Annotated in this window: 10 protein-coding genes; 4 read left to right on the top strand and 6 right to left on the bottom strand. The window is 73.5% G+C overall.

The window, feature by feature from the left end; genetic code table 11:
* Nucleotides 1-26: 26 nt before the first annotated feature.
* The 5 genes from O1Q96_RS40480 to O1Q96_RS40460 all read right to left on the bottom strand — a co-directional run bounded on the left by O1Q96_RS40480 (nucleotide 27) and on the right by O1Q96_RS40460 (nucleotide 5,009).
* Nucleotides 27-509, bottom strand: coding sequence for a roadblock/LC7 domain-containing protein (locus O1Q96_RS40480; protein WP_217454660.1), 483 nt, complete (start codon nucleotides 507-509; stop codon nucleotides 27-29).
* A gap of 38 nt (nucleotides 510-547) precedes the next feature.
* Entirely contained in the window at nucleotides 548-1,330 is a 783-nt protein-coding gene (locus O1Q96_RS40475; RefSeq protein ID WP_269252846.1) for a transcriptional regulator, read from the bottom strand.
* 101 nt (nucleotides 1,331-1,431) lie between these two features.
* Nucleotides 1,432-1,830, bottom strand: a complete 399-nt coding sequence (locus O1Q96_RS40470) for a hypothetical protein (RefSeq protein ID WP_055617535.1) — start codon at nucleotides 1,828-1,830, stop codon at nucleotides 1,432-1,434.
* A gap of 185 nt (nucleotides 1,831-2,015) precedes the next feature.
* Nucleotides 2,016-3,380: an APC family permease gene (locus tag O1Q96_RS40465; RefSeq protein WP_269252845.1), complete on the bottom strand. Its 1,365-nt coding sequence runs from the start codon at nucleotides 3,378-3,380 to the stop codon at nucleotides 2,016-2,018.
* A 141-nt stretch (nucleotides 3,381-3,521) separates the two neighbouring features.
* On the bottom strand, nucleotides 3,522-5,009 hold the full coding sequence (locus tag O1Q96_RS40460; RefSeq protein WP_269252844.1) for a type III PLP-dependent enzyme domain-containing protein: 1,488 nt from the start codon (nucleotides 5,007-5,009) through the stop codon (nucleotides 3,522-3,524).
* A gap of 139 nt (nucleotides 5,010-5,148) precedes the next feature.
* Here O1Q96_RS40460 and hutU point away from each other — a divergent pair, with 139 nt between their 5' ends.
* The 4 genes from hutU (at nucleotide 5,149) to hutI (ending at nucleotide 10,791) form a co-directional block, all read left to right on the top strand.
* Nucleotides 5,149-6,807, top strand: a complete 1,659-nt coding sequence (gene hutU / locus O1Q96_RS40455; protein ID WP_269252843.1) for a urocanate hydratase — start codon at nucleotides 5,149-5,151, stop codon at nucleotides 6,805-6,807.
* A gap of 128 nt (nucleotides 6,808-6,935) precedes the next feature.
* Nucleotides 6,936-8,144, top strand: coding sequence for an allantoate amidohydrolase (locus O1Q96_RS40450; protein ID WP_269253921.1), 1,209 nt, complete (start codon nucleotides 6,936-6,938; stop codon nucleotides 8,142-8,144).
* The gene (locus tag O1Q96_RS40445) at nucleotides 8,141-9,502 is read left to right on the top strand and encodes a formimidoylglutamate deiminase (RefSeq protein WP_419587019.1); all 1,362 of its coding nucleotides are present in this window, start codon (nucleotides 8,141-8,143) and stop codon (nucleotides 9,500-9,502) included. The genes O1Q96_RS40450 and O1Q96_RS40445 overlap by 4 nt, the downstream gene beginning before the upstream one ends.
* The gene (hutI, locus tag O1Q96_RS40440; protein ID WP_419587091.1) at nucleotides 9,499-10,791 is read left to right on the top strand and encodes an imidazolonepropionase; all 1,293 of its coding nucleotides are present in this window, start codon (nucleotides 9,499-9,501) and stop codon (nucleotides 10,789-10,791) included. Before O1Q96_RS40445 ends, hutI begins: the two co-directional genes overlap by 4 nt.
* A gap of 64 nt (nucleotides 10,792-10,855) precedes the next feature.
* Here hutI and O1Q96_RS40435 read toward each other — a convergent pair whose 3' ends face one another.
* Nucleotides 10,856-12,433 carry a ricin-type beta-trefoil lectin domain protein gene (locus tag O1Q96_RS40435; RefSeq protein WP_269252841.1) on the bottom strand — a complete coding sequence of 526 codons (1,578 nt, stop codon included), beginning with the start codon at nucleotides 12,431-12,433 and terminating at the stop codon, nucleotides 10,856-10,858.
* Nucleotides 12,434-12,624 lie beyond the last annotated feature (191 nt).

Raw genomic sequence — 12,624 nt, 5'->3', positions numbered from 1 at the left:
TGTCCTTTCGTTCGGTGGATCCGGGCTCAACGGCTTTCGCCGGTCGGCCCGGTGGTGGTGCGCGCGGTGCGCGCGGTTCTGGTGCGGGGCGCGGTGGGCTTCGCGGTGGTCCGCGCCACCGGGGCCGGCTGGGCCTCGGCGGCGGCCTCGACGAGCTGACCGATCCGGGTGCCGGAGCGGCGTCCTTCGAGATGCAGCCGGCCGACGTTCGCCCGGTCACCGGCCAGCAGCGTCAGCACGGCGGACGGTCCCGCCACGTAGGTCGCCACGTAGCCGTGTTCGCCGTGCACCAGCAGTTCGCGGAAGTCGCCCTGTCCGGTCGCGTCCGCCATGCGCAGGGCGACTCCCAGTGCGGCGGCGGTGAGCGCGGCCAGCCCCTCCGGCTCCACGCCCGGAGTGTCCTGGGCCAGCACCAGGCCGTCGACGCTGGCCGCGAGCGCGCCCGTCAGCTGGGGCACCCGCGCCCGCAACCGGTGCAGTTCGTCGAGGACTTCGGCCTCGGCCGCCATCAGTTGTCTCCTCTCGGCACGCTGTCGGAGCGCGCGGATCACAAGGCCTCCAAGGCGTCTCTGAGCCGACGCAGCAGGGCGACGTCGGGATCGGCCGACGCCTGCGCGGCCTCCGCGGCCTGCGCGGTCACGGCGGAAACGGGGGGCGCGGGGGCCACGGGGGTCTCCGGAGTCCGGAGTTCGACGGTCCGCGCGCGCGTCGACACGATCCCGGCGGCCGCCAGCCGGCGGACGTCGACCAGGGTGTGGAACCCCGGGCGGCCGAGGACCAGCGAGATGTCGGAGGCCGTCCGCTCCCCGTCCACCTGGTCGAGCACCGTGCGCTGACGCGGCGGGAGGGCCGCGTCCACGGCACGGCCGGTCCGGACGAGTTCCCCGGTGTCGGTGTCCGGCTCCGGCCAGATGCGGTGCAGCAGGGCGCGGCGCCGCAGGGTCTCGCGCTCCACCGCGTCCACGGTCACCGGCCGTACGGGGCCGATCCAGTGCGCGACCCCGTATCGGAACCGGGCCGGGCCGCTGCTCGTGCCGAGGGTGAAGAACGCCGCGTCGTACAGCGCTCCCAGATGGCACAGCTCCAGGGCGCCCGCCGTCAGCCGCCCGCTGTCCACCAGGAACCGTCCGACGCGGCGCTCCGCCCCCGCCTCCGAGACCGCCTCCCACCAGCCCTCGGAACCCAGCGCCCCACGGCTGGTGAGCAGCACGTCGAGGCCGGGCGTCGCGGGGCTCTCGGCATGCACCACCTGCCCCTCCACCAGGTACAGCACGCCGCGTTCCCGCGTCAGGACGCCGGTGGCGCGCTCCTCCGCGAGACGGCTGAGCATGGGGCTGAGCACGGACGGGGCGCCGGACCGCGGGTCCGCGGGGTCCGACGGGCCGCGGTCGGGTCTGTCCGGTCTCGGCAGCGGGCGAGCCTCCATCGTGGTCACCCCACCACCAGCCGTTCCGCCATCTCGCCCAGGCGGATGCGGGCCAGCGCGAGATTGCCGTCCGAACGCCCCAGCCACAGATGCAGGAACACACTGCTGTCGAAGGTCGTCCGGACGAAACGCAGGACGTGATAGCTGTCCTTGTTGCAGATGATGAGGTCCTCCACCGGCGGCTGTCCGCCGGACCAGTCGGCTCCTTCCTCGGGGGCGAAGGCCTTGTGTTCCGCGGCGAGCCGGGCGAGTTCCGCCGCCTCGGCCGCGGTGGCCTCGTGGTCCCCGTTGGGTGAGTCCCCGACCGTGCCCAGAGCCAGTCCGCTGGTCCAGTCGACCACCGAGGCTCCCCGGGCTCCGGGCAGTCTCATGGCCTCCAGCAGGCACTCGTCGATTCCGGGCACGGTGCTTCCCTCCCGCCCGTCGGTTCAGCTGAGTGACGCCGAAGCTACGCAACGTGTGCGCGAGGGGTGAGGGATCCGGCATTTTCCTGAGGAACATGCCAACGGCTGGCTAGAGTTGGTTGATTGGCCTGTCGCTCCCCGGTCCTGCCAACCCTGTCAGGTCCGTGCTCCCGGAGCGGGTCTTCTCAGTCCTCGCCCCGTACACGGAGCACCACTTTGTTCACCGCCCACAGGGCCACGCCGATCGCCAGCAGCACGCCCGCGCGTATGTAGACGTCGGCCGGGCGGTCCGCCAGCGGACTGGCGAGGATCAGCGCCGTGAGGGCGCCGAGCACCGGGAGCACGGTCGGCGCCCGGAAGTGCCGGTGGTCGACGGGGTCGCGGCGCAGCACGAGAACGGCGATGTTGACCACCGCGAACACACACAGCAGCAGGAACGCCGTGGTGTCGCCGAGCCCTTCGATCTCACCGGTGGAGACCAGCCCGATCGCCAGGAGCGTCACGAAGGCGATGCCGACGACGGGGGTGCGGCGGCGGGGCAGGACGCGGCTCATGGCGCGCGGCAGGATGCGTTCGTTGGCCATGCCGTAGCAGAGCCGCGAGGCCATCATGATGTTGATCAGCGCGGAGTTGGTGACGGCGAACAGGGCGATGAGCGCGAAGAGTTCGTGCGGGAAGCCGACGCCGCCCGCCTTCACGACCTCGAGCAGCGGACCGCTCGACCCCTCCAGCACCCGGTGGTCGACCAGGAGCGACGAGATGAGCGCCACGAGGACGTAGATCGTGCCCGTCACCGCCACACCGACGAAGATCGCCCGCGGGAAGGTGCGGACGGGATCCTTCGTCTCCTCGGCCATGTTCACCGAGTCCTCGAAGCCCACGAAGGCGAAGAACCCCAGGGCGGTCGCGCCCAGGATGCCGGTGATCAGGGCGTAGCCGGTGCCGCTCGACTCGAACTCGCCCAGCCGGGACGGCTCCCCGTCACCCGTCAGGACCGCGTACGCGCCGATCGCGAGGATGATCAGCAGGCCCAGCAGTTCGACGAGCGTCAGGACCACGTTCGTCTTCACCGATTCCGACACGCCCCGCAGGTTCAGGGCGGCCAGCAGCACGATGAAGCAGATCGCCACGAGGGTGGGCGGCAGCGCGTCGCCCGTCAGCTCCGCCAGGTAGTCGCCGCTGAACGCGCGGGCCGCGGCGCTCGCGGACGACAGGCCCGAGCACATCACCATGAACGCGACGATGAAGGTCAGGAAGGGGACCTTGAACGCCTTCTGCGTGTAGAGGGCCGCTCCGGCCGCCTTCGGGTACTTGCCGACGAGCTCGACGTACGAGGCCGCGGTCAGGATCGCCACGACGAAGCCGATGACGAACGGCAGCCACAGGGCGCCGCCGACCTTTCCGGCGACCTTGCCCGTGGTGGCGTAGATGCCGGTTCCCAGGATGTCGCCGATCACGAAGAGGATCAGCAGCCTGGGGCCGAGGACGCGCTTGAGCCCCGGGTCCTCGGCCGGTGCCGGTGTACCCGCGGCGGTTTCTGCGGTGGACAAGGGAACCTCCCCCGATCGGTGACCCGACGGTGACCCGTCCGGGGGAGTTCTTCCCGCCGCCGCGCTCCGGATGCCTGTGCGGTTCAGCCCCGCCGCCCTGCCGCCCCGCCGCTCATCCGGTCCGGGCCCGGCGCGGGCGCCTCAGAACGTGCGGGTCAGCGCCTCCGCGTGTGCTCCTCCCGACTCCGCCACGATCTCGTCGAGCGTCTGCGCCGCGCGGACCAGCGCGAACCGCACCCCGCCCGACCCGTCCGGACCGAAGCCGTGGATGCCGGGCCGCGCGAGGGAGTTGTACCCGTAGTGGTGCGCGAAGTAGTACGCCCCCGTGTCCAGGGCGGCCGCGTGGTCGCCCTGTTCGAGCAGCGGCATCGACCGGCCCTCCGCCAGCAGGTCGCCCGCGAAGCAGGCGGGCCCCGCCACGTCCTGCACCACGTCGGGCCCCGTCTTCGGCCGTCCCTCGGCGTCGTACGCGGCCACCCGCAGCGGCCAGGACTCCGGCGCGTACACCGTGCGGGCCGCCACCTGCACCCCCGCGTGCGTCACCGCGATCGCTCGCCCGCCCGCCGACTTCGCGTACTCGACCCGCGCCAGCACCACCCCGTGCTTGGCGAGCAGCGATCGCCCGAACTCCGTGACCAGGCCGTACCGCCCGTCGAACAGTCCCGGCACCGTCGCCGCCAGGAGCCGCGCGTACTCCTCGTACGCCGGGGTGTGGTCGTCCGAGCCGAAGTTCACCGGCAGTCCGCCGCCGATGTCGAGCGTGTCGATCTGCCGCCGCCCGGCACGCTCGTTGATCTCCTCCGCGAGCCCGTACGTCTCGGCCACCCCGCGTGCCATCAGGTCCAGCGGCATCCCCTGCGAACCGGAGTGCGTGTGCAGCCGGGTCAGCCACGGCCGGTCCAGACAGGCCCGTACCACCCACTCGCGGGCTCCTTCGTCCCGCAGTGCGACTCCGAACTTCGAGGTCGCCGTCGCCGTGGACAGCGCGCCGATCGAACCCCCGCCGACCTGTGGATTCACCCGCAGTCCCACGGGCGAGCGGGTCGACGCCGACCTGATCAGCGCGTCGAGGCGCGCCAGCTCCTGGGGGTTGTCCGCGTTGACCGCGATGCCCAGCGCGAGTGCCTCCCGCAGCTCGGAGGGGGTCTTCGCGGGCGAGTCGAGGACCGTGCGGGACGGCGGCACCCCGGCCGCCCGGGCGAGGGCCAGCTCGCCCGGGCTCGCGACCTCCATGCCGATGCCCTCCCGGTGCAGCAGCCGCAGTACCGGCACGAGGGGGGTCGCCTTCACCGCGAACGCGTGCAGGACCGGCGTACCGGGCGCGGTCACCGCGTCGAAGGCGGCCCGCAGGCCGGCCGCGGAGTCGCGGATGCCGGTGATGTCGAGGAGCCCGACGATGGGAGTTGCGGGACCCACCAGTCCTTGTTCCACGGCCGCGCGCACGGCGGCGTCGCGCCGCACGGCCGTGGCCGCGCCCTCGTCCGTCCCCCCGTCCGCACTCCTGCCCGTACTCCCGCCGGTGCCTTCGGCCGTACCCAGGCCTGGATCAACGCTCGGGGTCCCGTGCGGATCCCCGCCCGGCTGTCCGTCCCCCGGATCCGCGTCCCCCGCGCCTGTGTATGCACCCATCCATCAAGCCAAACACCCGTCCGCCGCCCCCGCTGGCCCACGAAGGTATTGACTAGTTCTATTCAGGAGCCCAGGATGTGAATATCCACTGTATGAGTGGCACCGTCCGGAGTGCTCACCAGTCGCCAGGAGGCAGACCATGTCAGGACCCCGCCCCGTCCGAGCACCACGCGGCACGGAACTGAGCGCCCTGGGATGGCAGCAGGAAGCCGCCCTGCGGATGCTGCAGAACAACCTCGACCCCGAGGTCGCCGAGCACCCCGACAAGCTCGTCGTCTACGGCGGCACCGGCAAGGCCGCCCGCGACTGGCGCTCCTTCGACGCCATGGTCCGTACGCTGCGGACGCTGAAGCAGGACGAGACGATGCTCGTCCAGTCCGGCCGGCCGGTCGGCGTCATGCAGACCCACGAGTGGGCGCCGCGCGTCCTCATCGCCAACTCCAACCTGGTCGGCGACTGGGCGAACTGGGAGGAGTTCCGGCGCCTCGAAGCCCTCGGCCTCACCATGTACGGGCAGATGACCGCCGGTTCGTGGATCTACATCGGCACCCAGGGCATCCTCCAGGGCACCTACGAGACCTTCTCCGCCGTCGCCGCGAAGAAGTTCGGCGGGACGCTCGCCGGGACCATCACCCTGACGGCCGGTCTCGGCGGCATGGGCGGCGCCCAGCCGCTCGCCGTCACGATGAACGACGGCGTCGCGATCTGCGTCGATGTCGACCCGCGCGCCATCGAGCGCCGTATCGAGCACCGGTACCTGGACGTGCGCGCCGACTCCCTGGAGCACGCCCTCCAACTCGCCGTCGAGGCCCGCGACGCCCGCCGCCCGCTGTCCATCGGCCTGCTCGGCAACGCCGCGGAACTGCTGCCGCGCATGCTCGCCGAGGGCGCCCCCGTCGACATCGTCACCGACCAGACCTCGGCCCACGACCCGCTGGCCTACCTGCCCGTGGGCGTCGACTTCGACGACATGGCCTCGTACGCCGCCAAGGACCCGGCCGGCTTCACCACCAGGGCCCGTGAGTCGATGGCCCGGCACGTGGAGGCCATGGTGGGCTTCATGGACGCCGGCGCCGAGGTCTTCGACTACGGCAACTCCATCCGGGGCGAGGCCCAACTCGCCGGATACGAGCGGGCGTTCGCCTTCCCGGGATTCGTGCCCGCCTACATCCGGCCGCTGTTCTCCGAGGGCAAGGGCCCCTTCCGCTGGGCCGCACTGTCCGGCGAGGCGTCCGACATCGCCAAGACGGACAAGGCGATCCTCGACCTCTTCCCGGAGAACGAGTCCCTCCACCGCTGGATCAAACTGGCCGGCGAGCGGGTGCACTTCCAGGGACTGCCGGCCCGCATCTGCTGGCTCGGCTACGGGGAGCGGGACAAGGCGGGCGAGCGCTTCAACGACATGGTGGCCAGTGGAGAGCTGCAGGCTCCCCTCGCCATCGGGCGCGACCACCTCGACTGCGGTTCCGTCGCCTCTCCCTACCGCGAGACCGAGGCCATGCTCGACGGCTCGGACGCGATCGCCGACTGGCCCCTGCTGAACGCCATGGTGAACGTGGCGTCCGGGGCGTCCTGGGTCTCCATCCACCACGGCGGCGGGGTGGGAATGGGCAGGTCCATCCATGCCGGGCAGGTGTCGGTGGCCGACGGGACGAAGCTCGCCGGGGAGAAGATCCGGCGCGTGCTGACCAACGACCCCGGGATGGGCGTCATCCGGCACGTCGACGCCGGGTACGACATCGCGGAGTCCGTCGCCGACGAGCGCGGCGTGCGCATTCCCATGCGGGAGGGCGAGTGAACCAGCCGTCGCCCGGCGCGGGCGCTGCCCCCGGCCCCAGCGGGAGCATCCAGCCCCAGACCCCCGACGGGCCCGATCGGCCTCGTCCGCAGACGCCGGACGGGCTGAAGGGGGACTCCTTCCACGAGATGTGGCGGCAGCTGGCGCCCGTCGGACGGCACCCCGGCTCCGGCGGCTACCGCCGGTTCGCCTGGACCGGGGCCGACGCCGACTGCCGGGCCTGGTTCCGCGAGCAGGCCGAGGCGCGCGGGCTCGTCCACGAACTGGACCGCAACGGCAACCAGTGGGCCTGGCTGGGCGACCCCACGGCGGGGGACGCCGTCGTCACCGGGTCCCACCTCGACTCGGTGCCCGACGGCGGTGCCTTCGACGGACCCCTCGGAGTCGTGTCCTCCTTCGCCGCGCTCGACGAACTGCGCGGCAGGAACGCGCGGTTCACCAGGCCCCTCGCCATCGTGAACTTCGGCGACGAGGAAGGCGCCCGCTTCGGACTGGCCTGCGTGGGGTCACGGCTCGCGGCCGGGGAACTCACCGCCGAGCAGGCCCACCGGCTCAGGGACGCGGACGGCACCAGCCTCCCGCAGGCCATGGAGGCCGCCGGCCACGACCCGGACGCCATCGGGGCGGACCCCGAGCGCCTGGCCCGGATCGGCGCGTTCGTCGAACTGCACGTCGAGCAGGGCCGCGCCCTCGACCTGACCGGCGACCGGGTCGGCATCGCCAGCGCCATCTGGCCGCACGGGCGGTGGCGGTTCGACTTCCGGGGCGAGGCCAACCACGCGGGCACCACCCGCCTCGTGGACCGCCGCGACCCCATGCTGTCGTACGCGCAGACCGTGCTCGCCGCCCGCCGCGAGGCACAGCTCGCGGGTGCCGTGGCCACCTTCGGCAAGATCTCGGTCGAGCCGAACGGCGTCAACGCCATCCCCTCCCTCGTGCGCGGCTGGCTCGACTCCCGCGCCGCCGACCAGACGACCCTCGACACGGTCGTCCACGGCGTCGAGAAGGCCGCCCGCGAGTACGCCGACGCGCACGGCGTCCACCTCGACGTCGTCCGCGAGTCGTTCACCCCGGTCGTCGAGTTCGAGCACGCCCTGCGGGACGAGATCGCCCGCATCCTGGGCAGGGAGAAGGACACGGACCTGAGGATCCCCGTCCTGGGGACCGGCGCCGGACACGACGCCGGAATCCTCTCCGCCACGATCCCCACCGCCATGCTGTTCGTACGCAACCCGACGGGCGTCTCGCACTCACCGGCCGAGTACGCCGCCGAGGACGACTGCGTGGCCGGGGTGACCGCACTCGCCGACGTACTGGAAGGGCTGGCCTGCAAGTGAGCTCGCGAGGCACGACGTACTGGCTGGAGCACGCCTGGCTCGACTCCTACGTGGAGCCGGGCGTGGCCCTCGACGTGGACACGGACGGACGGATCGCCGCCGTCCGCACCGGCGCCGAGAGCCCACCGCCCGGCGCGGAGATCCTGCGCGGCCTGACCCTCCCGGGCCTCGCCGACACCCACAGCCATGCCTTCCACCGCGCCCTGCGCGGCACCGTCCAGGTCGGCTCCGGCACCTTCTGGACCTGGCGCGAGATCATGTACTCCGTGGCGGACCGGCTGACGCCGGACACCTACCACGCGCTGGCCCGCGCGGTGTACGCCGAGATGGCCCTCGCGGGCGTCACGGCCGTCGGCGAGTTCCACTACGTGCACCACGCGCCGGGCGGCACCCCCTACGCCGACCCGAACGCCATGGGCGAGGCGCTCGTCGAGGCCGCCGCGGAGGCGGGCATCCGCATCACGCTCCTCGACACCGCCTACCTCGCGGGCGGCCTTCTCGACGCCCGCAGGGGGCAGCCCCCGAACCGCCACCAGCTCCGCTTCTCCGACGGCACCGCCGAGGCCTGGGCGACACGCTGTTCACTTCTCAAGGACCGGGATCACGCGCGGATCGGGGCGGCCATCCACTCCGTACGGGCCGTGCCCGCCGAGCAGTTGGGCACGGTGGCGCGGTGGGCCGAGGAGCGGCGGGCCCCACTCCACGTGCACCTGTCCGAGCAGACGGCGGAGAACGACGCCTGCCTGGCGGCCCACGGCCGCACCCCCACCCGGCTGCTCGCCGACCACGGAGTGCTCGGCCCGCGCACCACGGGCGTGCACAACACCCACCTCACCGACGAGGACATCGCGCTGCTCGGCCGTTCGTCGACCGGCACCTGCATGTGCCCGACCACCGAGCGCGACCTCGCCGACGGCATCGGCCCGGCCGTCGCGCTCCAGCAGGCGGGCTCACCGCTGTCCCTCGGCTCCGACAGCCACGCCGTCATCGACCTGTTCGAGGAGGCGCGCGCCATGGAGCTGAACGAGCGCCTGCGCACCCGCACCCGCGGCCACTGGACCGCGGCGGCGCTCCTTCGCGCCGCCTCCGCCGACGGCCACGCGGCCCTGGGCTGGGCCGACGCGGGCACCCTCGAAGCGGGCGCGCTCGCCGACTTCACGACGATCGCGCTCGACTCGGTCAGAACCGCGGGGCCGGTGCCGCGGCTCGGCGCCGAGACGGCCGTATTCGCCGCGACAGCGGCGGACGTGCGTCACACGGTCGTGGGCGGCCGGCACATCGTGCGCGACGGGGCACACACCCTCGTCCCGAACGTGCCGCGGGCCCTCGCGGACGCCGTCGACGCCCTCCGCGCCTGAACCCCGGCCGGGACCCCGCCCCCGGGCCCGGCCTCGCCCCCGTCGCCCCGATCGCCCCCGAGGACGCCATGAGCAGCACGACCGGCACCACCAGCGGCAGCAACCCCGGCAGCACGACCCTCATCACCAACATCGCCAGTCTGGTCACCAACGACCCCTCCCTGGGTGACGGCTCTCCCCTCGGTCTGATCCAGGACGCGGCCGTCGTCATCGACGGCGACCGCATCGCGTGGACCGGTGAATCAAGAGAAGCACCCGCCACTGACAACCGGGTCGACGCCGGTGGCCGCGCGGTGATCCCCGGCTTCGTCGACTCCCACTCGCACCTCCTCTTCGCGGGCGACCGCACCCAGGAGTTCAACGCCCGCATGTCCGGCCGGGCCTACAGCGCGGGCGGCATCCGCACGACCGTCGCCGCCACCCGGGCCGCGAGCGACGAGGAACTGGAGCGCAACCTCACCCGCTACCTCCACGAGGCCCTCCGCCAGGGCACGACCACGTTCGAGACGAAGTCCGGCTACGGGCTGACGGTCGAGGACGAGGCGCGGGCCCTGCGCATCGCCTCCGCGCACACCGACGAGGTCACCTACCTCGGCGCGCACATCGTCTCCCCGGACCACGCCGACGACCCCACCGGGCCCGCGGAGTACGTCGCGCTCGTCACCGGCGAGATGCTCGACGCCTGTGCCCCGTACGCCCGGTGGATCGACGTCTTCTGCGAGAAGGGCGCCTTCGACGGGGACCAGGCCCGCGCGATCCTCACGGCGGGAAAGACGAAGGGCCTGCACCCGCGCATCCACGCCAACCAGCTCTCGTACGGCCCCGGAGTGCTGCTGGCCGTCGAACTCGACGCGGCCTCGGCGGACCACTGCACCCACCTGACGGACGCGGACGTGGACGCCCTCGCGAGCGGCGACACGGTGGCCACGCTCCTCCCCGGCGCCGAGTTCTCCACCCGCGCCGAATGGCCCGACGCCCGCCGCCTCCTCGACGCGGGCGTCACGGTCGCCCTCTCCACGGACTGCAACCCGGGCTCGTCCTTCACGTCGTCCGTGCCGTTCTGCATCGCGCTGGCGGTACGGGACATGGGGATGACACCCGACGAGGCGCTCTGGTCGGCGACGGCGGGCGGAGCGCGGGCCCTGCGCCGCACGGACATCGGCCGCCTCACCCCCGGCGCCTACGCGGACCTCGCCCTCCTCGACGCCCCCAGCCACGTGCACCTGGCCTACCGGCCGGGCGTACCGCTGGTCGGCCCCGTGTGGCGTCGGGGCGTACGCGTGGCCTGACCCGCCGGGGCACCCCGGGCCGAGCCCGCACCGGTGGCACCAGGACGCGGCCGCGCGGGTGAGGTCACGCAGGCCCCGCGCCCGCCCGCCACCGCTGCTCCGTGCGGCCCGTGTCCGGGGCCAGGTCCAGGCCGTCGTCGCCAAACGGCGTCAGCGCGTGGTCCGGGGCGACGGCCGGGCGGAGCACGCCGGAGGCGGTCACCGCGAACCGCAGGTTCGCGCCGTTGCGGCCGTCGAGCGAGTCGCACTCCCAGACGCCCACGCCGTCGTCGGTCGCGCCGCGGCTGTCCAGGCAGAAGTCGGGGTCCGCGTACGACTGCAGGGCTCCCCGGCCGGCGTCGACGCGCCAGCGCTGGGTGCGGGACGAGGTACAGGGGGCCGTGACGACGTCCGTGCCCTTCTCCAGGCCGTCGTCCGCGATGTCCAGGCAGCGGCCCGTGCCGAGGTTGACCACCTGGGCGTAGCCGTGGCCGGGAGGCGGCGGGGGAGGGGCGGGCTTCGTGCGGGACGGGCTCGGGGACGCCGGCCTCGACGGGCTCGGGCTCCTCGTCGGCTTCGGCGGCCCGGTCGTGCCGGCCGTGGCGGAGGGGGACGGCGCCGTGGGAACCGTGGCCGTCACCGTGACCGGCGGACGCACCGGGGGTCTCGTGCCGGCCGCCCCCTGAGGCCGTGAGCCGTCCGAGGCCACGAGGAGGAGCAGCAGAGGGGCGAGGGCGACTCCGAGAGCCGCCGAGGCCAGCACGAAGCGGCGGGACGGCGGCCAGGTGCCCAGCACCGCCCGGGGCCGCGACGCGGCGGGCGGGTGCGCGTGCGCCCGGCCCGCACCGGCCGTGCCTGCCATGGCGTACGCCGTGCCGCCCCACGGCAGCAGACCCTCGGCCAGTGCCGTGCGACGGTCGTCCCGCAGCGCGGAGAGCTGCCCGTACGCGAGGGCGCAGTGCCCGCACTCGGCCATGTGGGCGCGCAGGTCCGCGCTGTGGCGGGGGCTGTCGGGATGGACCGACTCCTCGATCAGCCGGCGGAAGTCCTGGCAGCGCGGATCACCGGAGGCGGCGAGGTGGGACTGCAGGAAGGCCGTGCGCAACGCCTGGAGGGCCGGCTCCGTCCCGTACGTCACGTCCTCGCGGGTGACGCCCAGGGCTCCGGCCGTCTCGTCCTCGGACTCCCGCTCGACGATCCCGTACCAGAGGAGGCCCTGGACCCGGGCGGGCAGCGACCGGAACGCGTCGAGCATCGGTGGGAGCGGCCCGCCGGGATGGCTCTCGCGCAGCCGCGCGAGCAGCCCGGGGTCGAGCCCGCCCGACCGCTCGTCCCCGGCCCACGCGAGGGCCACCCGCCCGGCCAGCAGCAGGAGTTGATGCCGCCAGGGCCCGCGGGGGTCGACACCGCGCACGGTCTCCTGGGCGGCGAGGGTGAAGGCGTGGGCGGTCAGCTCCCGGGCGGCCGCGTCACCGGTGGTGCACAGCCGGGCGTACGCGAGGACCGCGGGCCGGTGGCGTGCGCGCAGTTCCCGCAGCGCCGCGTAGCCGGTCGAGGCGTCGGCGCGCAGCAGTTCCGTCAGGCGTGCGTCGGACGCCCCCGTGTGCACGCCGCTCCCGGTCCCGCCGTCGTCGCCGACCCCTCTGCCCTCGCCCCGAGCCATGCGTCCGCCTTCCCCGCGCCCCGCGCCGTCACTCGAACACTCCTGACGTACCAGCCAGTTTGCCGGGTGACCATAGTGAGGGAAGGCAACCAGCGGGGAAAGGGGGTTGCCACCGGTAACCCGAGGCGGTCCCGCGGGCGGACCGGGAGTGAATCAAGGGGCCGCAAGGCCAGGGGCGACGAGCGGCCGAC

Origin of the sequence: Streptomyces aurantiacus, assembly GCF_027107535.1 — a bacterium.
In the GTDB taxonomy this organism is placed as follows: domain Bacteria; phylum Actinomycetota; class Actinomycetes; order Streptomycetales; family Streptomycetaceae; genus Streptomyces.
This window is presented reverse-complemented; position numbering and strand designations above follow the sequence as displayed.

What these genes read in the sequence shown, in the direction of transcription:
- O1Q96_RS40480 (WP_217454660.1), bottom strand. Translation starts at nt 509, where the DNA reads ATGGCGGCCGAGGCCGAAGTCCTCGACGAACTGCACCGGTTGCGGGCG.
- O1Q96_RS40475 (WP_269252846.1), bottom strand. Translation starts at nt 1,330, where the DNA reads ATGCTCAGCCGTCTCGCGGAGGAGCGCGCCACCGGCGTCCTGACGCGG.
- O1Q96_RS40460 (WP_269252844.1), bottom strand. Translation starts at nt 5,009, where the DNA reads ATGGGTGCATACACAGGCGCGGGGGACGCGGATCCGGGGGACGGACAG.
- hutU (WP_269252843.1), top strand. Translation starts at nt 5,149, where the DNA reads ATGTCAGGACCCCGCCCCGTCCGAGCACCACGCGGCACGGAACTGAGC.
- O1Q96_RS40450 (WP_269253921.1), top strand. Translation starts at nt 6,936, where the DNA reads ATGTGGCGGCAGCTGGCGCCCGTCGGACGGCACCCCGGCTCCGGCGGC.
- O1Q96_RS40435 (WP_269252841.1), bottom strand. Translation starts at nt 12,433, where the DNA reads ATGGCTCGGGGCGAGGGCAGAGGGGTCGGCGACGACGGCGGGACCGGG.